Below are 26,054 nucleotides of genomic sequence, written 5' to 3' on the forward strand. Positions count from 1 at the left end.
CTTTTCGACTAGGCCTCATCTGCCGCTCGTCGATAAATAGCGTGAGCCAACTTCATAAGATCTTCCCCGTGAATGCAGAGAAGGACGAGCGTTGAATTGCCGGGGTGGGCCGAGCAGACTGTCTTCGCCAGTAATTCCGCATTAAATATGGAAGAGCTAAATACAGCTACAGCCCCATATTTCTGCAAGTACGGCTTGCCCATTGGATCTTGAAACCTTTCTACGTAACTTGCTTCCGCATCTTGGTTTAAGTCATATAGGCGCTGCTTCATTGAATTGAGGGAGGCCGCAATGCGAACCGAGTCCTTCCAAGAATCAGAGACGGCGTCCTGAAGCCTGTTTGTCGGCTTCCGTCCACTCAGTTTTGCTTTTGTTTCCACAACTAGAAGTGTGTCTTTCTCAGAAGTTCGTGAAGGGTCTTTGCTAGTTATCTTTAACCCGATAACGTCACTTCCTTTGGATGATTCGTTTTTTACCTTTTTATCACCGTATCGCGTTCTTGGGACAAAGTAGCTGTACATGGAGTCAAGTAAGTCAGCTACCAATATCTCAGAAAAATCTCCTGATCGAATGCTAGGTCCAGGCTTGTCGAACTCTGAGGGAAATTTAAGCGTCGTAAGGTACTCTGCCCGAGAGAGCCGAGTGCCATGGCGTAGTCTGTCGATATGTGCATCTAGGCAATATTGCTGGCGGAAGTGCCTTGCCCAAGCCGATAACGTATGCTCGTCAGAAGAGTCATAACAAAATTCGTATAGGACTATTTTCCTATTCTCGGCAGTCAATATTGGCTCCAATTTTTTGAGCCATGCCGAATGGGGAAGACACGAAGCGCTGCGTTTCACCGTCTTGCCGGCGTTAGTCGTCGTCTTTCTTACGCTCGGAATCAAAGCCAACCTCTCCTAGATCGTTCTCGTTCCTTCGCCGCTGCCGTTAAAGCGATGCACTACAAATGCCGGCGACAGCCTATCCTGCACTAGCTTCAACCACTTATATTTTCTTCGTCATGACTAAGCTTTTGGGCTTACCAAGGCACTACGCGGTTGCACAAATTTTTCGAGGTCAATGTCCCCGTTGATGAACCGTTGAGCATGTTCTTCATCTGCTGCACTGAGCGAGAACCCCTCCAAGCCGACTGATGCGCGTGCGTAATTGACGGCCGCTATACGTCGGTCGCGCTCGGCACCGGATATCGTTTTAGTTAGTTCCGTTTCGTGCGTACCCATCTCAGCCATGGTTGTCCCCCGTGCTTTAGGTAACGCTATTTTACAAGGTGTGGGATTTTTTTGGTGATTTGTGGAGAAAACAGGCAAAAAGGTTTCACGCAGAAATTGTCTTGTTTTTGTGGCTATCGATAGGTTTTCCCGATTGACGGCGGTATTGGCTGCCATCCGTGATGGACACTTCCCAAAGAGGCTTTGCCTCTCTGGACTCTCCACCCTCGCCGGCGGGACCTCGGGGGAAGGGGTTACGGGCCGATGGCCCTGAACACCTCCCCCCGGGGCGCAGCGTTTGGGCACTCCTGCCGCGTCAAGGGGCCGTGTCCTCGCCCGTAGGGCTGCGGGCCGCACCAACCCCTTGACCCGTCATCCGCGCTGTCTATGGCGCAATTCGGCATGCGTGTAGTGATTCTGGCTGGAAGAGGTGTCAAGGGCGGGACCGGAGGCCGCAGCCCGGAGCAAGGCGTAGGGAACGGGTGAGGATGCCGGGCGCAGCCTTCACCCTTGACGCATCTGGAGGCCATGCAGCCTGTCGGCAAGGGGTAGGAACAAGGCAAAGCCGCTGTACCTGCCCCCGCAGCCAGTCCGGCAAGAACGGACGCGGGATGCAACCGAAGAGGTTGCCCAAGCGAAGCGCGGAGAGATGCAGCTCGATAAATAAAATGGCCCCGCCGATGGCGAGGCCGATGTGAACGGGATAGGCGCATCAATTCCCGTTAATTGAGCCGCCTTTGGCAGCCCCCCAATTCTTGCCCATGTTCTGCATGACGTGCTGCCGATACGCGGGGTTCCACATCGTGTTACCTGCGGCAAGATGATTAAGCCGGCCCCCGGTAACCATCATGCCACTCTGCATATCGCGGCGAGTCGTTTGGCGGTTCAGAACTTGAGTAACCGGGGATGCGGCCGCCTGGCTGACTTGCCTCAATGTGATGCCTGCCGATGACACGCCGCCAGCCAAGTGCGATGCGGCCTCATAGGCCCGTTGCAGCAAGAACAGCGTAACGTCTGTGACGATCAGGATTTCAAGCATCGTGGCAATAGGGTAGTCGGTAGTGACAGCGAGCACCTTGGCCTTCAGCGCGCTAAAGAACTTCATGCCCATACCGAGCACCGTTGTCACTAAGACAATCTGCATGATGTAGGTCATCACTTGCCCGAACCAGCTATCGAACCACTTCGCAGTCACCGGCAACATCAGCATAGCGATGAAGAATGGTCCGATGCCAAGCATGAGGGTATGCATGATCTTGGCGACGATCACCATTGCCCGGCAGGAATGGCAATGATGAGCGGCGCGGCATAGATGCTGAGTTAGCTCAGCAGATCTCAGAACACCATGCCAATGTCATACCAGCGCCGTTTGACCATTTTGTCGAGCATATCGCCACCGATCTGGACGCCGTCGGAAACGGCCTTATCGAGCACCTGATAAATCGAGATGGCGGACGTATCGCTGCCCGATGCCGAGAGGGGGCCAGCGACGCCCGTTTCCAGACCACGCAATGCCTCGACACCCCACGACAGGTAGTCGCGAGCGCGCAACGCCAAGATTTTGGAATTTTTTGAATGGTGCCCGAGGCCGGAATCGAACCGGCACGCCTTGCGGCGGGGGATTTTGAGTCCCCTGCGTCTACCAATTTCACCACTCGGGCAGCGTCGGCAAGGGGATTGCCGAGGCGGGCATCGCCCGGCCAAGATGGCGCAGCAGGCGATGCGAAGCCCTGGATTATAAGCCGACTTTGCCACGGGCGTCTTGGCCACAGGCTCATAGCCTCCGGAGCGGCCCGGCAACCCGCCCCTCTCCGCCCAGCGTCGGACCCGGCTCCCCAGCAAATTCCCCCACCCACCCCTTGAAAAACCCCACCCCCGTCCCCACAACCTCCCTCACGTCGCCCAGGCCCCGCCTCGCCGCGACCTTGCACCGCACCAAATTCCACCCATCACTAGACTCACACCCGGACCGCCATGAGCCAATCCGCCGCCCCTTCCGCATCCGAAACCCTGGGTTTCCAGGCCGAAGTGAAGCAGCTGCTGCACTTGATGATCCACTCGCTGTACAGCAACAAGGAAATCTTCCTGCGCGAGCTGGTCTCCAACGCTTCCGACGCCTGCGACAAGCTGCGCTTCGAGGCCATCGACCATCCCGAGCTGTTCGAAGGCGATAGCGATCTCGCCATCCGCGTCGATTACGACAAGGCGGCGCGCACCATCACCATCTCCGACAACGGCATCGGCCTGTCGCGCGAAGAAGCCATCGCCAACCTGGGCACCATCGCTCGTTCCGGCACGCGCGAGTTCTTCAGCCAGCTGACCGGCGACAAGAAGAAGGACGCGCAGCTGATCGGCCAGTTCGGCGTGGGCTTTTATTCCTCGTTCATCGTGGCCGACAAGGTCACCGTGGTCAGCCGCCGCGCGGGCGCCGAGCAGGCCATCCGCTGGGAATCCGACGGCCAGGGCGAGTTCACCATCGCCGAAGCGGAGCGCGCCAGCCGCGGCACCGACGTCACGCTGCACCTGCGCGCGGACGAGGACGAGCTGCTGAACGGCTGGAAGCTGCGCGAGATCCTGCGCCGCTACTCCGACCACATCTCGCTGCCCATCCGCATGGCCAAGGAAGAGTGGAACGAAGAGAAGGGCGAGCAGGCCAAGACCGAAGAGCTGGAGACCGTCAACAAGGCCAACGCCCTGTGGACGCGCAGCAAGGGCGAGATCGAGGACGAGCAGTACCGTGAGTTCTACAAGACCGTCTCGCACGACTACGATGATCCGCTGGCCTGGACGCACAACCGCGTCGAAGGCCGCAGCGAGTACACGCAACTGCTGTACGTGCCCAAGCACGCGCCGTTCGACCTGTGGGACCGCGATGCGCGCCGCGGCGTGAAGCTGTACGTGAAGCGCGTCTTCATCATGGACGACGCCGAACAGCTGCTGCCCTCATACCTGCGCTTCGTGCGCGGGGTGATCGATTCGGCCGACCTGCCGCTGAACGTCTCGCGCGAGATCCTGCAGGAAAGCCGCGACGTGCGCGCCATCCGCGAAGGCTCGGCCAAGCGCATCCTGTCGCTGCTGGAAGACATCGCCGAGAACAAGGCCGAGGACTATGCCGCGTTCTGGACCGAATTCGGCCAGGTGCTGAAGGAAGGCGCGGGCGAGGACACGTCCAACCAGGAGCGCATCGCCAAGCTGATGCGCTTCTCGTCGACGCACACGGGCGAGGCCACGCAGACCGTGTCCTTCGCCGACTACGTGTCGCGCATGAAGGAAGGCCAGGACAAGATCTACTACGTGACCGCCGACTCGTTCTCGGCCGCCAGCAGCAGCCCGCACCTGGAGATCTTCCGCAAGAAGGGCATCGAAGTGCTGCTGATGTCCGACCGCGTGGACGAGTGGATGCTGTCGTACCTGCGCGAGTTCGACGGCAAGTCGCTGGTGTCCGTGGCCAAGGGCGGCCTGGACCTGGCCGAGCTGGCGGACGAGGAAGAGAAGAAGCGCCAGAGCGAAGTGGCCGAGGACTTCAAGCCGCTGGTCGAGCGCCTGCAGCAGACGCTGGCCGACCAGGTGAAGGAAGTGCGCGTCACGCTGCGCCTGGTGGATTCGCCGGCGTGCGTGGTGGTGGGCCAGAACGAACTCAGCCCGCACCTGCTGCGCATGCTGAAGGCCGCCGGCCAGGAAGCGCCGGACGTCAAGCCCGTGCTGGAGATCAATCCCGAGCACGCGCTGGTCGCCCGCATCCGCAATGCGTCGGACGAGGAGTTCGGCGACTGGGCGCGCCTGCTGCTGGACCAGGCCATGCTGGCCGAAGGCGCGCAGATCGCCGACCCGGCCGCCTTCGTCAAGCGCATGAACGCGCTGCTGCTCAAGGCATAAGCCGCCGCCTGTCCAAGCGGTGAACCATGTGGGCGCCCCAGGGCGCCCGCAGTCGTTTGCGGCGTGCCATACTGCTGGGCGTTCCCCACCGGAGAGTCGTCCATGGCTTTTCCCCGTCTTGCGCGCCGCTGGGCCGCCGCGCTGCTGGCCGCGACGGCCTGCGCGTTGGCCGTCGCATTGGTCGCCACGCCTGCCGCCGCGTTGCAGGTGCTGCACACCGAGATGTCCGAGTACGCGCCCGTGGTGGTCTACGAGACCGACGACGGGCAGCGCTGCATCTCGTTCGGCTCGGCCGACGCGGACGCGCGCCAGACCTGCATCTACACCGATGGCTCGGCGCGCATGCCGTTCGCGTACACGCGCATGATGATGGCGACGCTGCTGGCGCAGCCCGAGCCTTCGCGCATCCTCATCATCGGGCTGGGCGGCGGCACGCTGCCCAAGGCCTTGTCCGAAGTGCTGCCCAAGGCCAGCATCGACGTGGTCGAGATCGACCCGGCGGTGGATCGCGTGGCGCAGCGCTGGTTCGGCTTCAAGACCTCGGACCGCCTGCGCGTGCATCACCAGGACGGCCGCGCCTACGTCGAGCAGGCGGTGCGCGACGGCAAGCAGTACGACCTGGTGCTGATCGACGCGTTCGACGCCGACTACATCCCCCGCCACATGACCACGCTGGAGTTCCTGCAGCAGGTGCGCGCGCTGCTGGCCCCGGGCGGCGTGGCGGCGGCCAATACGTTCTCCAACAGCGAGTTCTACGACCGCGAGTCGGCCACGTACGCCAGCGTGTTTCCGTCCGTCTTCAACCTGCGGGCGAATAATCGCGTCATCATCGCCGTCAACGGGCCGTTGCCCGACGACGAGGCCTTGAAGCGCAACGCCGAGCACTGGGCCAAGCCCTTGTCCACGTATGGCGTGGATGTGACGCATGAGCGCGAGCGCTTCGAACGCGGGATCACCTTTCCCGAGGGCACGCGCGTGCTGCGCGACGGAAGTTGACGCGGCCCGCACGCCGTCGTGCGCTGCGACGCCGCGCTGCGCGCGACGCCTGAAGATTGGAAATCTTCGCCCGACCGGCGTACGCTGCCCGCATCTCGATCCCATCCCCGTCGCCGCAACAGGAGCACCGCCATGAATTGGTCCACCGAGGAATCCGCACGCCAGTATGTGAAGTTCGAGCGCGAGCGCACCCGTCCCGTCCGCGACCTGGTGGCGGCGATCCCCGAGCGCGAGGTGCGCATCGCGGTCGACCTGGGGTGCGGGCCGGGCAATTCCACCGAGGTGCTGGCCGAGCGCTTTCCCGACGCGCGCGTCAGCGGCGTGGACAGCGCGCCCGACATGATCGATTCGGCCCGCAAGCGCATGCCGTCGCACACGTTCACGCTGGCCGACATCGGCAAGTGGGACGATCCGGGCCCGTACGACGTGATCCTGGCCAATGCCTCGCTGCAATGGGTGCCTGACCACGAGACCTTGTATCCCAGCCTGGTCGGCAAGCTGGCGCTGGGCGGCTGCCTGGCGGTGCAGACGCCGGACAACTGGGAAGAGCCGGCGCACCGCCTGATCCGCGAGGTTGCCGACAACGGACCGTGGGCGCCCAAGGTGGCCAATGCCAACCGCAAGCCACGTGCGCCGGCCGACTGGTATTACGCGCTGCTCAAGCCGCATTGCGCCGAGCTGGACGTGTGGCGCACGTTCTACTTCCACCCGCTGGAGAATGCGGCGGCGGTGGTGGAATGGTTCAAGGGCAGCGCGCTGCGGCCGTACCTGGCCAAGCTGGACGAGGACGAGAAAACGGAATTCCTGGTGCGCTACGAGGCGGAGATATCGAAGGCGTATCCGGCCTTGCCGGACGGCACGGTGCTGCTGCCGTTTCCGCGCCTGTTCATCGTGGCGACGCGGTAATGGCCTGGGCGCGGCCAGCTCGCGCCAGCCGGCCGCAAACCTGCTTGCAGGTTGGACGAGAGGCCGCGCCTGCAAGCAATATGCCGCTGTCCTGGCATCACATCAACCCGGCGGCAAGGCCCGCCGCGGAATCCCCGTCTCACGTCCGAACTTCGCCCATTTGAACGCCGGGCCGGGATCCGTCTTGCGTCCCGGTGCGACGTGCTCGTGGCCGCGCACGTGGGCGATGGGATGGCGCACGCGCAGCAGCCGCGTCAGCTTTGCCAGGGTGGTGTACTGGTCGTCGGTATAGGGCACGGTGTCCGCGCCTTCCAGCTCGATGCCCACGGAGAAATCGTTGCAGCGCTCCCGGCCGCCGAAGCGCGACACGCCCGCATGCCAGGCGCGCGCATCGGACGAGGCGAATTGGATGACGGAGCCGTCGCGGCGGATGAAGAAGTGGGCCGACACGCGCAGTCCGCGCAGGCGTTCCAGCCAGGGATGGGCGCTGTAGTCCAGGCGATTGAGGAAGAGATCCGCCACGCATGGGCCTTCGAAGCGGCCCGGGGGCAGGCTGATGTTGTGCAGCACCAGCAGTGAGACTTGCGCGCCGGCAGGGCGGCGGTCGACATTCGGGGACGGCAGCAGCACGACGGAAGGCCCGGGAATCAGCCAGCCGTGCCGATCGAGATGCAGATGCATAGGCGACTCGGTAGTGGTCCAGCAGCCATTATGCCGGGCATGCGCCGGGATGCAAAAAGCCCTGGAAAAAGGGGTTTTGCGGCCGGCGGATAAAGGAAGGCCGTGCTCGTGGCGGCGGCGAACCGGCGCGGATCAGGTCTTTTGCGGGCCCAGCCGGGCGTGCTCGGGGCTGCACCAGGTGCTGCCATTGGTCAGCAGCGCTTCGGAGCGCGGCAGGTGGATGCCGCAGTGCGCGCATCGCACCATGGACTCGGCTGGCAAGGCGGCCTTGCCGCTGCTGCCGCCACGCGGCCCGGCGCCGCGAGCGGCCGACCCACGCTGTTCATCGCGCATGCGCGCCGCGGCCCGTGCATTGACGATGCGCCACGCGACCAGCGCCGCCAGCACGATCAGGACCCAGAAAATCAGCTTGCCCACGTCAACCTCGATGCAAAATCACTTCCAGCACGAACCGGCTGCCGGTATAGGCCAGGATCAGAAGGGCGAAGCCCGTCAGCGTCCAGCGCAGCGCCACGCGGCCGCGCCAGCCGTGGATGTGGCGGCCCAGCAGCAACACGCCGAAGGTCAGCCACGACAGCAGGGTGAAGACCGTCTTGTGGTCGAAGGGCAGCACGCGGCCCGTCAGCGACAGCGAGGCCAGCGACCCCAGGCACACGGCCAGCGTCAACACGGCGAAACCGATCCAGATCACGCGGAACAGCAGCTGTTCCTGCACCAGCAGGGGCGGCTGCACGTCGAGGATGCGCGCCACGATGCCGCGCTGCCCGGGGACTTCCTGGGGGCGGTGCAGGTGGCGGTCGAGCAGGGCCATCAGCGTGGCCTGCAGGGCGGCGATGGTGATCAGGCCGTAGGCGGCCAGCGCCACCAGCAGGTGGGCGCGCAACCAGGGGCTTTCGGCATGCTGCACGAACACGCCTTGCGGAAACAGGGCCGCAAGCGCCGTGACCAGCATGCCGGCGGGCACCAGCAGCAGCTGCAGACCGTCCAGGCGCACCAGCAGGCTTTCGAGCCAGAACACGACCAGGCCCAGCCACACCGCCGCGGACAGGGCCGAGGCCCAGCCGATGAACAGCGAGCCGTCGCCCAGCATGGTCTGGTAGAGGCCCGTGCCGTGCAGCACCAGGGCGCCCAGCAGCCACAGGCGCGCCGTGCGGCCGGTCTGTTCGACACTGCCCGCGCCCTGCCGCAGCCGGCCCGCCAGCACGGCGCCCAGCACCGCGTAGGCCAGGGCCGCCGCGGCGTGAAATACAATGCCTGGTGACATAGAAACCATTTTGGATGGAAGCCCGCGGGCGCGACGCCCGCCGTTGCTTCGGTTCAGCCGGCTAGTTTAAGCGAAACGCCTATCACTCATGCTCGATAACCTTACCCAACGACTGTCGCGCGTGGTCAAGACCCTGCGCGGCGAAGCTCGCCTGACCGAGGCCAATACCCAGGAGATGCTGCGCGAGGTGCGCATGGCGCTGCTGGAGGCCGACGTGGCGCTGCCCGTCGTGCGCGAATTCGTCGCGCGCGTGAAGGAAAAAGCCCTGGGCGAGGAAGTGGCTTCCAGCCTCAGTCCCGGCCAGGCCCTGGTGGGCGTGGTCCACAAGGAACTGACCAGCCTGATGGGCGGCGACCTGGGTGCCGGCGCCGGGGAATTGTCCCTGTCGGTGCAGCCGCCCGCCATCATCCTCATGGCCGGCCTGCAGGGCGCCGGCAAGACCACCACCACCGGCAAGCTGGCCCGCTGGCTGGCCGAGGGCCAGCACAGCCAGAACGGCCGCAAGACCGGCAAGAAGAAAGTCCTGGTGGTCAGCGCCGACGTGTACCGTCCCGCGGCCATCGAGCAGCTGAAGACCGTCGCGGCCCAGTCGGGCGTCGATTTCCTGCCCTCGGACGCCAGCCAGAAGCCCGAGGACATCGCCCGCAACGCCGTCGAGCACGCGCGCCGCCACCACTACGACGTGTTGATCGTCGACACGGCCGGCCGCCTGGGCATCGACGAGGCCATGATGCGCGAGATCCGCGCGCTGCACGAGCTGGTCAAGCCGGTCGAGACGCTGTTCGTGGTCGACGCCATGCAGGGCCAGGACGCGGTCAACACGGCCCGCGCCTTCGCGGAAGCGCTGCCCCTGACCGGCGTGGTGCTGACCAAGCTGGACGGCGATGCGCGCGGCGGCGCGGCCCTGTCGGTGCGCCACGTCACCGGCAAGCCGCTGAAGTTCGTCGGCGTGTCCGAGAAGCTCGACGGCCTGGAGCCCTTCCACCCCGAGCGCATGGCGCAGCGCGTGCTGGGCATGGGCGACATCGTTTCGCTGGTCGAGCAGGCCCAGAAGAACATCGACATCGCCGAGGCGGAAAAGCTGGCGGCCAAGATCAAGTCGGGCAACAAGTTCGACCTGAACGACTTCCGCGAGCAGATCGGCCAGGTGAAGAAGCTGGGCGACATGAATTCGCTGCTGGAGAAGCTGCCCGCGCAATTCCAGCAGGCCGCCGGCCAGTTGCAGGGCGGCCAGGCCGAGAAGCAGATGCGCCGTACCGAAGGCATCCTGAATTCGATGACGCCGGGCGAGCGTTCCAAGCCCGAACTCATCAAGGCCTCGCGCAAGCGCCGCATCGCGGCCGGCGCCGGCGTGCCCGTGCAAGAGGTCAACCGCCTGCTCTCGCAGTTCGAGCAGATGCAGGGCATGATGAAGCAGATGAAGAAGGGCGGCATGGCCAAGATGATGCGGGCCATGGGCGGAATGAAGGGGTTGGGGCGCTTCGGGCGCTGAACCCCGCCTTGCGCCGCCTGTCGCCAGGCGGCGGCGCGATTCAGCCTCGCTTGCCCGCGCTGGCCGGCAGGCGCCAGTGCCGGCGCAGTTCCCGCCGGCCGAAGTTGCCGCAACGGCGCAGCCGCGCCCGCAGGCTTTCCCAGAACCCGCCCAGTACCTGGGCAGGCTTGGGCTTGCCGTGGAATTTCACGATCGTCGCATGGGCCAGGCGCTGGTGCGCGCGCTTGCTGTCCTTGCGGCACAGGCGGCGCGTGGTCTTGTAGCTGATGATCTGCCCGTCGGGAAACGTGGCCGTGCGGCCCAGCAGCCCGCGCGCGCGCAGGCTGAAATAGATGAATTCCTGGTCGCCCTTCACGTCCTGCACATAGGCCTCTCCGGCGCGGAACGCGTCATACACCATCGACAGCGCGCCCGTGCGGATGCGCATCACCGACGAGTTGAAGCCCTCGTTGCGCCAGTGCGGCACGATCACCAGGTCGGCCGGCGAATTGAAGGCGTACGCCAGCATGTCGCGCATGTCGGCGCGGATCACGAGGCTGACGTCCATGTACAGGAACTCGGCCGCGGGCAGCCCGTGCCCGGCGAACAGGCGCAGCTTCTTGGTCGTCTGCCGCATGTCCGGGCGTTCCAGCTCGTGCCAGTCGTCCAGCAGGTGAATCTGCACCGCCGCCGGCGTGTTGCGCGGCCGGTCGGTGTAGCAGTGCAGCGTGAAAGGGATGGGGCAGTGCCGCTGCAGCATGTGGTGCAGGCGGTGGATGTCGAGGTCGTCGAACGCGGGACCGGTGCTGACGCACACGGCATGCAGGTGATCGGGCAGCATGGAGGCAAACGGCAGGGTGGAAACGGACGCGTCTTTGACGGCTGGCGGCTGTGGTCAGCCGCCGCCCACCGCCACCACGATTTCCACCTGGTCGCCGTCGGCCAGCGCGGTCTGCGCGTGCTGGCTCTTGGGCACGATGTCGCCGTTGCGTTCGACCGCCACGCGCTTGCCCGCGTAGCCCAGGCTTTCCAGCAGGCCGATGACGGTGGTGGAGGCGGGCAGCTGGCGCGCCTCGCCGTTCAGGGTGATGTGCATGTCCATGTCAGATAGCATCAATCGCGGGTGTCGGCATAGCCGTTGGTGGCTTCGATCAGGCGGGCCAGCGTGCCCGGCTCGTCGAAGGCATGGCCCGCGTCGGGGATGAGGTGAAAGCGCGCCTGCGGCCAGGCGCGGTGCAGCTCCCACGCGGTGCGCGCGGGGGTGCAGGCGTCGTAGCGGCCCTGCACGATGGTGCCCGGAATGCCGTGCAGTTTGTGCGCGTCGCGCAGCAGCTGGCCGTCCACTTCCATGAAGCCGCCGTGCACGAAATAATGGTTCTCGATGCGCGCGAAGGCCAGCGCGGCACGGTCGGCCGCATGGCTCTGCTGATGGCGCGGGCTGGGCAGCAGCGTGATGGTGTTGTCTTCCCAGCGGCTCCAGGCGCGGGCGGCGCGCAGCTGCTCTTGCGGGTCGGAACTGGTCAGGCGCTTGCGGTAGGCCGCCACCATGTCGCCGCGCTCTTCGGGCGGGATGGGAGCGACGTAGTCTTCCCAGTGGTCCGGGAACAGCCACGAGGCGCCGTCCTGGTAGAACCACTGGATCTCGGCGCGGCGCAGGCCGAAGATGCCGCGCACCACGATCTCGCTGACGTGCTCGGGATGGCGCTGCGCATACGCCAGCGCCAGCGTCGACCCCCACGAGCCGCCGAACACCAGCCAGCGCTCGGCGCCCATGACCTCGGTACGCAGGCGCTCGATGTCGGCCACCAGGTGCCAGGTGGTATTGTTCTGCAGGCTGGCGTGCGGTTGCGAGCGGCCGCAGCCGCGCTGGTCGAACAGCAGCACGTTGTAGCGGCGCGGATCGAACAGCTGCCGATGTACGGGCGAGCACCCGCTGCCCGGCCCGCCATGCAGGAACACCGCGGGCTTGCCCTCGGGGTTGCCGCACATTTCCCAATAGACCTGGTGTCCGTCGCCGGTGTCCAGCAGGCCGTGGCGGTAGGGTTCGATCGGCGGATACAGCATGTCAGCCTCTGAACGTAGCGAGCGTGGGGATGTGTTGCATGTCAGCCCCGCTTGAAGATCAAGTCCCACACGCCATGGCCAAGGCGCAGGCCGCGGGTCTCGAATTTGGTCAGAGGGCGATAGTCGGGACGCGGCGCGTAGCCGTCGACCGAATTGCGCAGCAACTGCTCGGCACTCAATACCTCGAGCATCTGCACGGCGTAGTCTTCCCAGTCGGTGGCGCAGTGCAGGTAGCCGCCCGGCTTGATGCGGCTGGCCAGCAACGCCACGAACGGCGGCTGCAGCAGGCGGCGCTTGTGATGGCGCTTCTTCGGCCAAGGGTCCGGGAAATACACGTGCACGCCGTCCAGCGAGTCAGGCGCGATCATGTCGCGGACCACTTCGACGGCATCGTGCTGGATGATGCGCAGGTTGCCGATGGACGAGTCCTCGATGCGGCGCAGCAGCGAGCCCACGCCGGCGTTGAAGACCTCGACGCCCAGGAAATTGTCGCCCGGGCGCGCCAGCGCGATCTTCTCGGTGGTCTCGCCCATGCCGAAACCGATCTCGAGGATGGTCGGCGCCGTGCGGCCGAAGACCGCGGCAGGATCGAGGCGCGTGGGCGCATAGGGCAGCGACCACTTGTCCATCAGGGTTTCCAGCGCTTCGCGCTGGCCCTGGGTGATGTGGCCGCGGCGATGCACGAAGCTGCGGATGTGCGTGGCGCCGGGGCTGGCCGGCGCATGGGCGGCGGGTTCCAGGGCAGCCTGCGTGCCGGCCGACAGCGGGGCCGGCGGGTCGTTCTGTTCGGGAATGCGGGTGTTCATAGGCGCGATTGTAGTGGGCGGCGCGGGGTCTCGTCCCGGGCCCGGACGGCCGAGGCGAATCGATCGACAATTGGGGCCGCATTGACATCGGATCCGTCCGCCTGGGGTAGCATCGATCCATGAATCTCGCCCGCATCGACCTCACCACGCTTGCGCTGTTCATCGCCGTGGCCCGGCACGGCAGCATTTCCGGCGGGGCGCGCCATTCGCACCTGGCGGTCGGCGCGGCCAGCCGGCGGATTTCCGACCTGGAGACCGCGCTGGGCACGCCGCTGCTGTTCCGCAACGCCAGCGGCGTCGCGCTGACGGATGCCGGCCAGGCCTGCCTGGCGCATGCCCGCCGCGTGCTGCAGGAGATCGAGCAGATGGCCGGCGCGTTGTCGGACTACGCTCAGGGCGTGCGCGGCCAGGTGCGCATTGCCGCCAATACCTCGTCGATCACGCAGTTCCTGCCCGAAGACCTGACCACCTTCATGGAGGCCCATCCGGCCGTCCACATCGAGCTGGAAGAGCAGAACAGCAGCGACGTGGTGGCCGCGCTGGTCGAGAACCGCGCCGACGTCGGCATCGTGGCCGACCGCACGCCGATGCGCGGCCTGCAGACCATGCCCTATCGCCTGGACGAGCTGGTGCTGGTGACGCCGCCCGGCCATCCGCTGGCGGGACGCCGCCGCCTGACCTTCGCCGATACACTGGACTACGACTACGTCAGCCTGCCGCCCACGACCTCGCTGGCGATGCGCCTGGCGGAGGCCAGCGCGCGGCTGGAGCGCCCGATGCGGCTGCGCATCCAGGTGCGCAGCTTCGACGCGATCTGCAGGATGGTGGCGGCGACGGGCGGCGTGGGGCTGCTGCCCCGGTTGGCGGCGGAGCCGCATGCACGCTCGATGCGGCTGCGGCTGATCCCACTGGTGGACGACTGGGCGCACCGCGGCCTGCTGCTGGCCGTACGGGATGTCGAGACCCTTACGGTGGCGGCGCGGCTGCTGGTGACGCATCTGCGCAGCGACCTCCAGCACGAGTAAGGCGTGTGTCCGGGCGCGGGCGGCGGCATCGCCATGCCATGTTGCAGGGCTTTCTCATCCCGAGAAACCCCTTTTCCCATAAAGTCGATTCCCTGCCGCACCGCGTTGCGGGCAGACTCTGGACCCTGAAACCAAGTAAATCTATAAACGGAGCAGACATGGCAGCGCAGATACTGGCCGGCATACGCGTGCTGGAACTCGGCCAATTGATCGCCGGTCCCTTTGCCGCCAAGACCCTGGCGGACTTCGGCGCGCAGGTCGTCAAGATCGAGCCGCCCGGCCAGGGCGATCCGCTGCGCAAGTGGCGCCTGCTGCACGAGGGCACGTCCGTGTGGTGGGAAGCCCAGTCCCGCAACAAGCAATCCGTATGCGTCGACCTGCGCAAGCCCGAAGGGCAGGACGTGGTGCGCATGCTGGCGGCCGAGGCCGACGTGCTGATCGAGAACTTCCGGCCCGGCACGCTCGAGAAATGGGGCATGTCCTGGGAGGCGCTGCACGCGCTCAATCCCAAGCTCATCATGCTGCGCGTGTCGGGGTATGGGCAGACCGGCCCCAAGGCGCGCGAGCCGGGCTTCGCGGCCATCGGCGAGGCCATGGCCGGCCTGCGTTACCTGAACGGCGAGCCTGGCCGCGCGCCCGTGCGTGGCGGCCTGTCGCTGGGCGACACCATCGCCGGCCTGCATGGCGCGTTGGGCGTGATGATGGCGCTGTACCAGCGCGACGCGCGCGGCGGCGTGGGGCAGGTCATCGATGCTGCCCTGTACGAAAGCCTGTTCAACCTGACCGAGAGTCTGCTGCCGGAATACTCCGTGTTCGGCGCGGTGCGCGAGCCCTCGGGCGCCGCGCTGCCCGGCATCGCGCCGTCCAACGCCTATCTGTGCCGCGACGGCTACGTGCTGATCGCGGGCAACGGCGACGGCATCTTCACGCGACTGATGGCGCGCATCGGCCGCGATGACCTGGGACAGGACCCAGGCCTGGCGCGCAACGACGGCCGCGCCGCGCGCGTGCAGGAGCTGGACGCCGCCATCGGCGCCTGGACCCTCGAACGCAGCATCGACGAAGTGCTGGACGCCATGCGCGAGGCCGACGTGCCTGCCGGCCGCGTGTATTCCGTGGCCGACATCGCCGCCGATCCCCATTACCGCGAACGCGGCGCCATCATCGGCATGAAGGCCGCCAGCGGCATCGACGTCGAGATGCCGGCCGTGTTCCCCATCCTGTCGGGCAATCCCGGCGAGGTCCATCATCGCGCGCCCTTGCTGGGCGAGCATACCGACGCCGTGCTCCAGGCCGCGGGCCTGGATGCCGAGCAGATCGCGCGGCTGCGCGCGCAGGGAGTCATCGCATGAACAACGGTCCCGCCCGTATCGAGATCAACGAAGTCGGGCCGCGCGACGGCCTGCAGATCGAGAAGGCCATGGTCGCCACGGATGACAAGGTTGCCTTCGTCGATGCCCTGTCGGCATGCGGCTTCGCGCGCATCGAGGTCACCAGCTTCACGTCGCCCAAGGCCATTCCCGCGCTGGCGGACGCGCAGGAGGTCATGCGCCGCATCCAGCGCAGGCCCGGCGTGATCTACACCGCGCTGGTGCCCAACGTGCGCGGCCTGGAGCGCGCGCTGGAGTGCGGCACCGACGAGATGAACCTGGTCATGTCGGCCAGCGAAACGCATAACCGCGCCAATCTGCGCATGACGCGCGAGCAGTCGCTGGCCGAACTGACCTCCGTGCTGAAGGTGGCAGGCCAGGCGGGCGCGCCGTGCAACGTGTCGCTGTCCACGGTGTTCGGCTGTCCCTTCGACGGCGACGTGCCGACCGACGAGGTGCTGCGCCTGGCGCATGTGCTGGTCGAGGCGGGCGCCAAGGGCATCACCTTGTGCGACACCACCGGCATGGCGTTTCCCACGCAGGTGGCCGAGCTGAGCGAGCGCGCCGCGCGCGAGCTGCCCGGCATCGCGCTGACCGTGCACCTGCACAACACGCGCGGCATGGCGCTGGCCAATGCCGTGGCGGCCTGGCAGACCGGCATCACGCGTTTCGACGCGGCGGCGGGCGGGCTGGGCGGCTGCCCCTACGCGCCCGGCGCCAGCGGCAACGTCAACACCGAAGAAATCGTGCACATGTTTGCCTGCATGGGCGTGGAGACGGGCGTGGACCTGCCCGCCCTGATGGAGATCGTGCGCGGCCTGCCCACGCTGGTCGAGCGCGAGCTGAGCAATCCCCTGTTGGCGGCCGGCCCGCGCCTGGCGACGCATGCGCCGCCCGCCTGGCTGGCCGAGCGCTTCCCCGGCTAGTTCCCGTTCCTTTTCTGTTTCTCACGCGGCTCGTTGGTGCGGGCCGCGGGGGCGCTTGCGTCCGTGCGTCTGGCCCTGCCGTTGTCGTTCATTCCGTTCGCGCCCAGTCCGTTGCATCGCTTCCTCATAATATCCAGGAGACCCCAGATGAAATCCTCGCTATCCCGCAAACCGCTGCCCACTTTCATCCGCGGCCTGGCCGCCGGCGCCGCCATGCTGGCCGCCTCCGGCGCCGCTTCAGCCGCCGACTACCCCAACCATCCGATTTCGCTGATCGTGTCCGCCGCGCCCGGCGGCACCACCGACATCGCCGCGCGCCTGATCGCCCAGCCCCTGGGCCAGGCCCTGGGCCAGAGCGTGGTGGTCGAGAACCGTCCCGGCGGCTCGGGCGGCATCGCCGCGCAGGCCGTGGCGCGCGCCAAGCCCGACGGCTACACGCTGCTGCTGCAGTACTCGGGCTACCAGGTCATCACGCCCAGCGTGATGAAGGACATCGGCTGGGACCCCATCAAGGACTTCGCGCCCGTGGCCAACGTGCTGTCGGCGCCGCAGGTCATCGTGGTGCGCCCGGCGCTGCCGATCAAGAGCCTGAAAGAGCTGGTGGACTACGCGAAGGCCAATCCCGGCCAGCTGAACTATGCCTCGTCGGGCAATGGCTCGCTGCAGCAGGTCGCCACCGAGCTGCTGAACCAGATGGCCGGCATCAAGACCGCGCACATCCCGTACAAGGGCACCGGTCCCGCGTTGAACGACCTGCTGGGCGGTTCGGTGGACATGACCATCACCACGCCGCCGCCGCTGCTGGGCCAGATCAACGCCGGCAAGCTGCGTGCATTGGCCATCACGGGTGAGAACCGCCTGCCGTCGCTGCCCAACGTGCCCACCGCCAAGGAGGCCGGCTATCCCGACCTGCTGGTGTCGTCGTGGTTCGCGATGTACGCGCCGGCCGGCACGCCGCCCGAAGTGGTCAACAAACTGGCCGGCGAGATCGAGAAGATCATGAAGACCGATGAATTCCGCAAGAAGGCCGCGGAGCAGGGCGCCGAGGCGCGCTTCATGGGTCCGAAGGAGCTGGGAGACTACACGCGTGACGAGCTGGCGCGCTGGAACAAGGTGGTGAAGGCGGCGAACATCACTGCCGAGTGAGTGGGCAAGGCGGCTGATATGCCGCTTCGGTTCTAGGCGGGCGGATATCCTCGGGTGGTCCGCCCGCTTTGCTTTGGCGGGCAGGCCTAGCGGCACGATGTGGTGGAGCCATGGCGGAACCGGACGGAATCGGCAGGCTGGGACCGCACCCACATCTCGTGAAGCGCCGACTGTCTTGGTGTCGGCATATAAGTCATTATTTTTATAAACCAGTTACTCGAGGAAACGGCAATTCCCGTCACGGCGTCATCGAATCAGTTCATCATGGGGCGCGCATTCAGTAAGCAGTTGTTCAACTAGCTGTCATCCCCCTGTCATTTGCTTGATACAATCCGGCGAGGTTACCCAGGGATGAGCAATGACTGTAGATTTTGATGAAAGCCTGGTTCTGATCCAATCGCGTTTCAACTCGAGCCGATTGCCGGGTAAAGCGCTGCTTCCGATCGAAGGCATTCCTGTGGTCGTATTGACTGCGTTGAGGGCAGCGAATACGGGGAAAGAGGTGCTTGTCCTGACGTCCTCGGAACCGACGGACGATGAGGTCTGCAAGGCACTGGAACGGCGCGAAATAAAATATTTTAGAGGCTCTCTGGATAATGTCCTCGAGCGTTTCCATTGCGCGCTCGCCAACCAGCCGAAGCGGAGAATAGTTTTCAGGCTCACCGCGGATAATGTCGTGCCCGACGGAACTTTCCTGGACGACATGGAAAATGAATTCCGCCGCCTGGACGTCGATATATTGAGCTGCGCGTCCAAGGTGTCAAACCTGCCCTATGGCATCTCTGCTGAAGTGTTCAGGGTCGAGAAGCTGGCGGAGGCTTTCGGGGGCGCCGAGACGGATTACGATAGGGAACACGTCACGCCCTATATCTATCGGCACGGTACTCACGCAGTGTTCCAGTCGAGCAAGTATCGCGGTCTCAGCAATTTCAGGGTGACCATCGATACCCTGGACGATTATATTTCCGTGAAGTCGTTGTTCACGGACGTCGCTGACGTCGTAAACGAGCCCATGTCTTCGTTGCTTCGCAACTTCGGCAAGATGAAATACAGGCCTTATTATGAATCCGCCGTCAAGCCCATGACGCTCGGTACGGCGCAGTTCGGTCTGGATTACGGCATCACGAACAAGGCGGGAAAGACGAAGAAGCAGGACGCCATAGAGATAGTGAAGATCGCGATCACGGAGGGCGTCGAATACATCGATACGGCGGCTGCCTATGGCGGCAGCGAATCGGTGATCGGAGATGCATTGCGTGGCGGATGGAGCAATCGGGTCAAGGTCATCACGAAGCTTCGCCCATTCAATAACGACGAATATGCGGACGAAAAGTCCTGGTCGTTGGCTGTCAGGAATTCGTTCCTGCAGTCGAGCGTGAATCTGAATTCAAGGAAAATCGATACCTTGATGCTCCACAGGGCGAGCAATCTCCTCGTCGCGCCGATCGTGAAGGAGCTTCTGAATATCAGGGGCGAAGGTCTCGTGGAAAGGATCGGTGTTTCGGTGCAATCTCCGGAGGAGTTGGAGCTTGCCCTCGAGCATGAATTCGTCGCGGTCGTACAGATGCCCTTCAACATCCTAGACTACAGATGGGACAAGGCAATCGCGAAGCTCCAGGGCGTCAAGAAGCGTCGTGAACTGATCGTGCATGCGCGAAGCGCCCTGTTGCAGGGACTGCTGTGCTCGAAGGACGAAAAGGACTGGAAGCGAGCCGGAATCGACAATCACCGCGAGATAGTCGATTGGCTGGAGTCCAAGTTCAAGCAGCACGAGAAAATGTCCGTATCAGACCTCTGCATCGGGTATGTGAACTCCCAGAGCTGGGTGGACTCGGTCGTCGTGGGGGTGGATTCGATCTCCAACCTTTATCCGAACCTGCAATCGGTATCCATGTTCACGCTGAGCGATTCTGCCCTGCAGGATATCGACAGGAGCAGGCCGAAGGTGAGCGCGCAATCCCTGAATCCCTCGACGTGGAACTGATATGTTCAGCTTGAATGGAAAAAGCATCTTCATAACGGGTGCGACCGGGCATCTTGGACGGCAATTGGCGCTGTCGCTGGGTGAGATGGGGGCACATGTCATCGTCAATTCACGGACCCAGGCGAATTGTGAAAGCCTGGCTCTCGACATTGAAAAGGCGGGCGGAGCCGCGACCGCCGCAAGCTTCGACGTGACGGACGTCGAACAGATAAAGAAATTCGCCGAGTCGATCGATTCGCTGGATGTGCTGGTAAACAACTCCTACGCCGGCGCGGGCGGCACCGTGGAGATCTCCGAAGGTGCCGATTATGCGTCCAGCTATCAGTCCAGTGTCATCGCCTGCGCGAATCTGGTCAGATATTTATTGCCTCATCTCAGGAAGGCGGTGATCCGAAATGGCTACGCTTCCGTGATCAACGTAGCCTCGATGTATGGAATGGTCTCTCCCGACCCCAGGATCTATGATTCCGCCGCAGGAACGAATCCGCCTTTCTATGGGGCGGCGAAAGCGGCGCTGATTCAATGGACAAAGTACGCCGCTTGCGAATTCGCCAAGGAAAAAATCAGGGTGAATTGCGTGTCGCCAGGTCCATTTCCTTCGCTGGCCGCTCAAGCCAATAATCCGGAATTGATGGGCAGGATCGTCGCCAAGGTGCCCATGAACAGGATCGGCCAGCCGCTGGATCTTGTCGGCCCCGTGGCGTTCCTGGCTTCGCCGTCCGCATCCTTCGTCACCGGGGTGAATATCCCGGTCGACGGCGGTTGGACGTCGTGGTGAAGCTCAAGCCCAAAGCGTAGCCGCTGGAGCAATGCTCCATTGTTCTGGCGGCACGGTGCCATGGCCGGGCACGTTATGCCGTTGTGGTACGATCCGCAAGGCTGTCACAGCCCGCGCTTCGCAACTTTCCGGGCCGTCCCGGACACTGCAATGAGGCCGGCGGCGCTGATTCGCTTGGCGGCCGTGTGACGACAGTAGTGGAAAGTGCGGGTGTAGTTCAATGGTAGAACGGCGGCTTCCCAAGCCTCAAGCGTGGGTTCGATTCCCATCACCCGCTCCATACCCATCTCGTCACTTTGGCAAGTGATACCAAAGTGATTGAGTCCACTCCTCGCAGACGTCAGCATGACAAGTATGCAAGACGATCTTTTCGGAGACGCGCCTCTCCAGTCTCCAGGCAATTCCCCGGGCCATGAGGCCCCTCGTGAACTTCCAGAGGTTTCCGCCCTCCGCAGCATGGCCAAGGTGCTTCCCGCTCCTGCGGCGCAGGAGTGGAGCGCGCTCGCACGGCAGCTTCCGGCGCAGTTGCGCCTTGGCGTCTCCACCTGGTCGTACCCGGGCTGGGAGGGGCTGGTCTGGGATGGCGAATACGACTCGAGCACGCTGTCGAAGCACGGTCTTCGCGCCTACCAACAACATCCGCTTTTGCGCACGGTGTGTGTGGACCGCGCTTTCTGGCGCCCGTTGTCCGCAGGCCAGTATGCCGCTTATGCGGGGCAGGTCGATGACGAGTTCCGTTTCGTCGTCAAGTGTCCCGCCAGCATCACCGACGCCCAGGTGCGCGGCGAAGAGGGCAGGGCGCGCGGGGCCAATCCGGCTTTTCTCGAGCCGCTGCAGGCCGTCCAGGACTGTGTGCAGCCGGCGCTCGAAGGCCTGGGCGCCAAGCTCGGTGTTCTGGTGTTCCAGCTGAGTCCCCTGCCTTTGGAATGGCTGGGCCGGCCCGCCACGCTGTTCGAGAAGCTGGGCCACATGCTGGCGGCAGTCCGGGAGGCTTTGTCCGCGCATGGCGCCGTGATCGTCGCGGTGGAAGTTCGGGACCCTGAACTATTGGGCCAGGCGCTGGTTGATACGCTCAAGGCGCATGGCGCGACTTTCTGCCTGGGCTTGCATGGCAAGATGCCGCCGATCGAAGCACAGCTGCCGATACTGCGCGCGCTATGGCCGGGGCCGCTGGTCTGCCGTTGGAACCTGAACCGCATTTTCGGCCCGTATGGCTATGCCGCTGCGCAGAAAAAGCACGATCCGTTCAATGCCATACTCAGCGAGGATCTTCCTACCCGCACAGTGCTGGCGCGCACGATCCGCGGCATCACCGGCGCGGGCCAGCCGGCCTACGTGACGATCAGCAACGATGCCGAGGGCTGCGCGCCGCTGTCCATCCAGAAGCTGGCCCAGGCCATTGCGGGGTAGGTGCGCCGTCCAGGATGAGTAAAATCGCTCTCCCATGCGCTACGCCGACTTCGAACACCGCCTTGCCGCGCTAGGCGCCCAGCCCGTTCATCGCGGCCGGGTCGCGCGCGTCTGGCTGAACGGACTGGCGCTGGACAGCGGCACGAAGCGGCGGCATTCCGAACATTTCCTGCCGCTGGCGCTGCGCGAGGCCGTGCCCGCCTTGACGGCGGAACTGGACGGCCTGGCCTGTATCCGCTCCGAGCATCCCGGCCACGACGGGTCGCGTCTGCTGGTCGAGCTGGCGGACGGCCAGATGGTGGAGAGCGTGCTGTTGCCGCGCGATGGTCTGTGCGTGTCCACGCAGGTGGGTTGCGCGGTGGGCTGCCGGTTCTGCATGACGGGCAAGAGCGGCCTGATCCGGCAGGTCACCAGCATGGAGATCCTCGCCCAGGTCGTGCTGGCGAGGCGCCGGCGCCCGGTGAAGAAGGTCGTGTTCATGGGCATGGGCGAGCCTGCCCACAACCTGGAGAACGTGCTGGAGGCCATCGACCTGCTCGGCACCGAGGGCGGTATCGGCCACAAGAACCTGGTGTTGTCTACCGTCGGCGACCTGCGCGTGTTCGAGGCCCTGCCACGGCAGCGCGTGAAGCCTGCGCTGGCGTTGTCGCTGCATTCGACCAGGCGGGAATTGCGCGAGCACCTGCTGCCCCGTGCGCCGAAGATTGCGCCCGGGGAATTGATCGAACTGGGCGAAGCGTATGCCCGCGATACCGGTTATCCGATCCAGTACCAGTGGACCTTGCTCAAGGGCGTCAACGATGGCGACGACGAGCTCGATGCCGTCGTGCGCCTGCTCAAGGGCAAGTACGGCGTGCTCAACGTCATTCCGTTCAACAGCCTCGAAGGGGACGACTACCAGCGTCCGGACCCCGAGCGTATCCAGGAGATCGTCCGCAATCTGCACAGCCGCGGCGTGCTGACCAAGGTGCGCAACAGCGCCGGGCAGGATGTGGACGCCGGCTGCGGGCAGTTGCGGGCCCGGGCCGTGGGGGCGGAGCAGGTCGTCGAGTTGCGGCGCGGGCGCGCCGCAAGGCGCGAAGCCGCCTAGGACGCCCTGCGAGGGCGCCAGGCGGCGTGTGCGGGGCGCGGAAGACTCAGGCCTTCACGAAAGCCAGCAGGTCCGGATTGATGACGTCGGCGTTCACGGTCAGCATGCCGTGCGAATAGCCCTTGTAGACCTTCAGGGTGCCGTTCTTCAGCAGCTTGACGGACAGTTCGGCGGAGGCGCCGATGGGAACGACCTGGTCATCGTCGCCGTGCAGCACCAGGGTGGGCACGGTGATCTGCTTCAGGTCTTCGGTCTGGTCGGTTTCCGAGAACGCCTTGATGCCTTCGTAATGGGCCTTGGCGCTGCCCATCATGCCTTGGCGCCACCAGTTCTGGATGACGCCGGGGGATGCCTTGGCGCCATCGCGGTTGAAGCCGTAGAACGGGCCGGTCGGCACGTCCAGGAAGAATTGCGCGCGGTTCGCCGCCAGTGCCGAGCGGAATCCGTCGAAGACTTCGATCGGCAGGCCGCCGGGGTTGGAGGCCGTCTTCAGCATGAGCGGCGGCACGGCGCTGACGAGAATCGCCTTGGCGACACGGCCCTGGGGCTCGCCGAACTTGGCGACGTAGCGCGCGACTTCGCCGCCGCCGGTGGAGTGGCCGATGTGCACGGCATTCCTGAGGTCCAGATGCTCGGCGACCGCGGCGGCATCGGCGGCGTAGTGATCCATGTCATGGCCTTCGCTGACCTGCTCGGAGCGGCCGTGTCCGCGGCGGTCGTGCGCCACGACGCGATAGCCTTGCTGCACGAAGAACAGCATCTGGGCGTCCCAGTCGTCCGAGGAAAGCGGCCAGCCATGATGGAAGACGATGGGCTGGGCGTCCTTCGGGCCCCAGTCCTTGTAGAAGATGTGGACGCCATCGCGGGTCTTGACGAAGCTTTCGGTCATTTGGTTTTTTCCTTTCTGGGCAGGGGAGAAAATGCCGCCGCGGCTGGCTCGTGCCGCGGACAGGGAAATCGCAACGGCGCGAGCGGCGCCCGTGAGCAAGACGTGGTGTGGTGCAGGGGACAATCCCGATTCCGGACCGCCATGATGGGTCGCGTTTCCTTCCCGTTGATGACGTCGCGGCAAGGGCCGCGATGAGGTCTCCGGCGGGGCGTCATGGCCGGGATATTCTTGCTGAAGACGTTCGTGCTTGTCCAGGAATCGCTGCGCCGGAAACGTGCGACCACGTCGTTCGAACGCGTGGCGACAGCGCGTCGGACGTCGCGCCGACCCGTTCTCGCCGCGGGCGCGAGGTATGAAACGGTAACGACTGCACGATCCGGCCTGTGCGAACATCCGTCTCGCATCCAGGGCCGCGGGCCGGCGATGGCGCCGAGGCTGAACGTCGCCATCATCCACGAGCCGCCATCCTTCCACCCGCCAAAAGGGCAAGACACCACACATGGGCGCCACGACGACCTCCCGCTTTTCCGCCAATTTCCTGCGCGGCCTGCTGTTCGCGCTTGTCGGCCTGTTTCTGGTGGCCAGCACCGGCTACCTGGCCTACGAGCGCGTGCAGTTCCTGCGCACGTCCCAGGTCGCGGACGGGCGGGTGGTCGAGCTGAACGCCGGCGGCTCGCATCCCCAGATCGAGTTCGAGACCGCTGCCCACGAACGCATTTCGTACCCCCAGGGCGGAATGATCTACGGCTACGAACCGGGGCAGCAGGTGAAGGTGCGCTACATGGCCGACAACCCGCGGGCCACCGCCGTGCTCGATACCTTCGGCGCGATGTGGGGCATGGACGCGCTGATGGCAGGCATGGGGCTCATCTTCCTGCTGGTCGGGCTGTCCGCCATCTTCCGGGGCGAGCGCGAGTCGTCGTGGTGGTATTGGCGGACCTGATTCCGCCAGCGTTTATCATCGGGCCTCATGCCCTGCCGCGCACGGCCGCGCGTGCATCGAATCACACGCCATAGAACCTGGAACCCCATGGACATTTCCTCGACGCTGCCCCAGACCCGAACCGCCTTCCACTTCGCATTCAACGTACGCGACCTGGACGAGTCGCGGCGCTTCTACGGCCAGGTGATGGGATGCCGGGAAGGCCGCAGCACCGACACGTGGGTGGATTTCGATTTCTTCGGCCACCAGATCTCGCTGCACCTGGGCGAGCCGTTTCCCACGGCGCGTACCGGCAAGGTGGGCAAGCATCTGGTGCCCATGCCGCACTTCGGCCTGGCGATGCTGCTGCCGCAATGGCAGGCGCTGGCCGAGCGCCTGCGCGAGCACGAGGTCGAGTTCATGCTGGAACCGCAGGTGCGCTTCGAAGGCGAACCCGGCGAGCAATGGACGATGTTCTTCCTCGATCCGTTCGGCAATCCCATCGAGGTGAAGGGGTTCCGTACGTTCGAGGCGATGTACGAGATCTGAGTACTACCAGTCGAAGACGCCGGTGTAGGCCTTCTGGTCGTGGGCGCCGGAATGGCACGACGCCGATTTCCCCACGTGCTCGTTCGCTTCGACCTCGTCGCCGTTCCAGCGCAGCGCCTGGCTGTAGGCAATGCAGTCGACGCGCGGTTCGGGCTGGGGTTGGGCCTGCGGCTGGAAGTGCTGCACCAGCACGATGGGCGCGGCCTCGAGCGACTTGGTGCGCGTCTTGGCGTTGAACTTCTCGACGCGCGCGCGGCCTTCGCGGTCGGTGCCGAAACCGCACGGCCAGTCGATGGCCAGGGGCAGGACCTCACCGCTTTCACGCTGCACCCCGCACTTGCCCTGGCGGTCGACCAGCGTGTAGCGGGCGCCCTTCACGGTTACCTCGCGCGGTCCTTCCCTGGACTGGGCCTGGGCCCATGCCGACGTGGCGGCACACAGGCCGGCCAGCAGCGCAACGCGCGACAGCAAATGATTCATATCGACCCCCCGATGCCAGTTTGAGCGGAACAGCGCGCGATTGTAGAAGGTGGGCCGCGCGGCAAACCGGAACGCACACACTTGCACACAACAGCGAAGCGGCAGCCGGCGGCCTGGCGCGCCCTCGGTTATGTCGTCATGGCAAAACAGTTCTTCGCCCGGAGGTTCCGGCTTGGTACCTTGTTCGTGTCTCCTCCCCTGTAGGGCCGG

The 26,054-nt window shown here is 64.9% G+C and carries 27 protein-coding genes and 2 tRNA genes; 15 read left to right on the forward strand and 14 right to left on the reverse strand.

Translation table 11 applies throughout. The features are described from left to right. Window positions 1-8 precede the first annotated feature (8 nt). The 5 genes from FS845_RS02220 to FS845_RS02235 form a co-directional block, all read right to left on the reverse strand. Window positions 9-842 (reverse strand): Hachiman antiphage defense system protein HamA, encoded by an 834-nt coding sequence (locus tag FS845_RS02220; RefSeq protein ID WP_144631204.1) that lies wholly within the window; start codon window positions 840-842, stop codon window positions 9-11. A 165-nt stretch (window positions 843-1,007) separates the two neighbouring features. Further along, window positions 1,008-1,388 (reverse strand): antitoxin VbhA family protein, encoded by a 381-nt coding sequence (locus FS845_RS26930; RefSeq protein WP_260986107.1) that lies wholly within the window; start codon window positions 1,386-1,388, stop codon window positions 1,008-1,010. A 535-nt stretch (window positions 1,389-1,923) separates the two neighbouring features. Continuing rightward, window positions 1,924-2,484 carry a type IV secretion system protein gene (locus tag FS845_RS26685; protein ID WP_222129946.1) on the reverse strand — a complete coding sequence of 187 codons (561 nt, stop codon included), beginning with the start codon at window positions 2,482-2,484 and terminating at the stop codon, window positions 1,924-1,926. A gap of 62 nt (window positions 2,485-2,546) precedes the next feature. Next, complete coding sequence (locus FS845_RS26690) at window positions 2,547-2,768, reverse strand: hypothetical protein (RefSeq protein ID WP_222129947.1); 222 nt, start codon at window positions 2,766-2,768, stop codon at window positions 2,547-2,549. 19 nt (window positions 2,769-2,787) lie between these two features. Then, window positions 2,788-2,872: transfer RNA gene (locus tag FS845_RS02235), tRNA-Leu, on the reverse strand. 313 nt (window positions 2,873-3,185) lie between these two features. On the opposite strand from FS845_RS02235, the gene htpG reads away from it, so the two are divergent. The 3 genes from htpG (at window position 3,186) to tam (ending at window position 6,989) form a co-directional block, all read left to right on the forward strand. Further along, window positions 3,186-5,087, forward strand: a complete 1,902-nt coding sequence (gene htpG, locus FS845_RS02240) for a molecular chaperone HtpG (RefSeq protein WP_144630501.1) — start codon at window positions 3,186-3,188, stop codon at window positions 5,085-5,087. Window positions 5,088-5,189: 102 nt separating this feature from the next. Then, window positions 5,190-6,083: a spermidine synthase gene (locus FS845_RS02245; protein WP_144630502.1), complete on the forward strand. Its 894-nt coding sequence runs from the start codon at window positions 5,190-5,192 to the stop codon at window positions 6,081-6,083. 132 nt (window positions 6,084-6,215) lie between these two features. Continuing rightward, window positions 6,216-6,989, forward strand: a complete 774-nt coding sequence (tam, locus tag FS845_RS02250) for a trans-aconitate 2-methyltransferase (protein WP_144630503.1) — start codon at window positions 6,216-6,218, stop codon at window positions 6,987-6,989. Window positions 6,990-7,091: 102 nt separating this feature from the next. On the opposite strand, the gene ampD is transcribed toward tam, so the two are convergent. The 3 genes from ampD to FS845_RS02265 all read right to left on the reverse strand — a co-directional run bounded on the left by ampD (window position 7,092) and on the right by FS845_RS02265 (window position 8,934). Further along, window positions 7,092-7,670: a 1,6-anhydro-N-acetylmuramyl-L-alanine amidase AmpD gene (ampD, locus tag FS845_RS02255; protein ID WP_144630504.1), complete on the reverse strand. Its 579-nt coding sequence runs from the start codon at window positions 7,668-7,670 to the stop codon at window positions 7,092-7,094. A 132-nt stretch (window positions 7,671-7,802) separates the two neighbouring features. Continuing rightward, on the reverse strand, window positions 7,803-8,087 hold the full coding sequence (locus FS845_RS02260) for a PP0621 family protein (protein WP_144630505.1): 285 nt from the start codon (window positions 8,085-8,087) through the stop codon (window positions 7,803-7,805). Window position 8,088: 1 nt separating this feature from the next. After that, window positions 8,089-8,934, reverse strand: coding sequence for an inner membrane protein YpjD (locus FS845_RS02265; protein WP_144630506.1), 846 nt, complete (start codon window positions 8,932-8,934; stop codon window positions 8,089-8,091). Between the two features lie 88 nt (window positions 8,935-9,022). On the opposite strand from FS845_RS02265, the gene ffh reads away from it, so the two are divergent. Then, window positions 9,023-10,426 (forward strand): signal recognition particle protein, encoded by a 1,404-nt coding sequence (gene ffh, locus FS845_RS02270; protein WP_144630507.1) that lies wholly within the window; start codon window positions 9,023-9,025, stop codon window positions 10,424-10,426. Between the two features lie 40 nt (window positions 10,427-10,466). Here the strand turns inward: ffh and FS845_RS02275 are convergent, their stop codons facing one another. From FS845_RS02275 to trmB, 4 genes are read right to left on the reverse strand one after another with little or no spacing between them, the layout of a single operon-like run. Beyond that, complete coding sequence (locus tag FS845_RS02275) at window positions 10,467-11,246, reverse strand: hypothetical protein (protein WP_144630508.1); 780 nt, start codon at window positions 11,244-11,246, stop codon at window positions 10,467-10,469. A 54-nt stretch (window positions 11,247-11,300) separates the two neighbouring features. Next, on the reverse strand, window positions 11,301-11,501 hold the full coding sequence (gene thiS / locus FS845_RS02280; protein WP_144631209.1) for a sulfur carrier protein ThiS: 201 nt from the start codon (window positions 11,499-11,501) through the stop codon (window positions 11,301-11,303). Between the two features lie 17 nt (window positions 11,502-11,518). After that, the gene (pip, locus tag FS845_RS02285) at window positions 11,519-12,469 is read right to left on the reverse strand and encodes a prolyl aminopeptidase (protein WP_144630509.1); all 951 of its coding nucleotides are present in this window, start codon (window positions 12,467-12,469) and stop codon (window positions 11,519-11,521) included. A gap of 41 nt (window positions 12,470-12,510) precedes the next feature. Beyond that, window positions 12,511-13,275 (reverse strand): tRNA (guanosine(46)-N7)-methyltransferase TrmB, encoded by a 765-nt coding sequence (gene trmB / locus FS845_RS02290; protein WP_144630510.1) that lies wholly within the window; start codon window positions 13,273-13,275, stop codon window positions 12,511-12,513. Between the two features lie 119 nt (window positions 13,276-13,394). Here trmB and FS845_RS02295 point away from each other — a divergent pair, with 119 nt between their 5' ends. From FS845_RS02295 to FS845_RS02335, 9 genes are all read left to right on the forward strand, one after another. After that, window positions 13,395-14,300, forward strand: a complete 906-nt coding sequence (locus FS845_RS02295; RefSeq protein ID WP_144630511.1) for a LysR substrate-binding domain-containing protein — start codon at window positions 13,395-13,397, stop codon at window positions 14,298-14,300. 158 nt (window positions 14,301-14,458) lie between these two features. After that, window positions 14,459-15,652 (forward strand): CaiB/BaiF CoA transferase family protein, encoded by a 1,194-nt coding sequence (locus tag FS845_RS02300; protein WP_144630512.1) that lies wholly within the window; start codon window positions 14,459-14,461, stop codon window positions 15,650-15,652. Further along, the gene (locus tag FS845_RS02305; protein WP_144630513.1) at window positions 15,649-16,596 is read left to right on the forward strand and encodes a hydroxymethylglutaryl-CoA lyase; all 948 of its coding nucleotides are present in this window, start codon (window positions 15,649-15,651) and stop codon (window positions 16,594-16,596) included. The genes FS845_RS02300 and FS845_RS02305 overlap by 4 nt, the downstream gene beginning before the upstream one ends. Before the next feature lie 213 nt (window positions 16,597-16,809). After that, window positions 16,810-17,742, forward strand: coding sequence for a Bug family tripartite tricarboxylate transporter substrate binding protein (locus FS845_RS02310; RefSeq protein WP_409929256.1), 933 nt, complete (start codon window positions 16,810-16,812; stop codon window positions 17,740-17,742). Between the two features lie 358 nt (window positions 17,743-18,100). Then, window positions 18,101-19,726 carry an aldo/keto reductase gene (locus FS845_RS02315; RefSeq protein ID WP_144630515.1) on the forward strand — a complete coding sequence of 542 codons (1,626 nt, stop codon included), beginning with the start codon at window positions 18,101-18,103 and terminating at the stop codon, window positions 19,724-19,726. A gap of 1 nt (window position 19,727) precedes the next feature. Further along, entirely contained in the window at window positions 19,728-20,504 is a 777-nt protein-coding gene (locus FS845_RS02320; protein ID WP_144630516.1) for an SDR family NAD(P)-dependent oxidoreductase, read from the forward strand. 206 nt (window positions 20,505-20,710) lie between these two features. Continuing rightward, window positions 20,711-20,784, forward strand: a tRNA-Gly gene (locus FS845_RS02325). 74 nt (window positions 20,785-20,858) lie between these two features. After that, entirely contained in the window at window positions 20,859-21,914 is a 1,056-nt protein-coding gene (locus FS845_RS02330) for a DUF72 domain-containing protein (protein WP_409929243.1), read from the forward strand. A 34-nt stretch (window positions 21,915-21,948) separates the two neighbouring features. Next, window positions 21,949-23,004 (forward strand): RNA methyltransferase, encoded by a 1,056-nt coding sequence (locus FS845_RS02335; protein ID WP_144630518.1) that lies wholly within the window; start codon window positions 21,949-21,951, stop codon window positions 23,002-23,004. Between the two features lie 46 nt (window positions 23,005-23,050). Here FS845_RS02335 and FS845_RS02340 read toward each other — a convergent pair whose 3' ends face one another. Beyond that, window positions 23,051-23,893 carry an alpha/beta fold hydrolase gene (locus FS845_RS02340; protein ID WP_222129948.1) on the reverse strand — a complete coding sequence of 281 codons (843 nt, stop codon included), beginning with the start codon at window positions 23,891-23,893 and terminating at the stop codon, window positions 23,051-23,053. Between the two features lie 499 nt (window positions 23,894-24,392). Between FS845_RS02340 and FS845_RS02345 the strand changes: the two genes are divergently transcribed. Continuing rightward, window positions 24,393-24,836, forward strand: coding sequence for a DUF3592 domain-containing protein (locus FS845_RS02345; protein WP_144630520.1), 444 nt, complete (start codon window positions 24,393-24,395; stop codon window positions 24,834-24,836). An 87-nt stretch (window positions 24,837-24,923) separates the two neighbouring features. Then, the gene (locus FS845_RS02350; protein WP_144630521.1) at window positions 24,924-25,364 is read left to right on the forward strand and encodes a VOC family protein; all 441 of its coding nucleotides are present in this window, start codon (window positions 24,924-24,926) and stop codon (window positions 25,362-25,364) included. Between the two features lie 3 nt (window positions 25,365-25,367). Here the strand turns inward: FS845_RS02350 and FS845_RS02355 are convergent, their stop codons facing one another. After that, complete coding sequence (locus tag FS845_RS02355; RefSeq protein ID WP_144630522.1) at window positions 25,368-25,844, reverse strand: hypothetical protein; 477 nt, start codon at window positions 25,842-25,844, stop codon at window positions 25,368-25,370. Window positions 25,845-26,054 lie beyond the last annotated feature (210 nt).

Source organism: Bordetella genomosp. 13, assembly GCF_007679965.1.
GTDB lineage: Bacteria > Pseudomonadota > Gammaproteobacteria > Burkholderiales > Burkholderiaceae_B > Bordetella.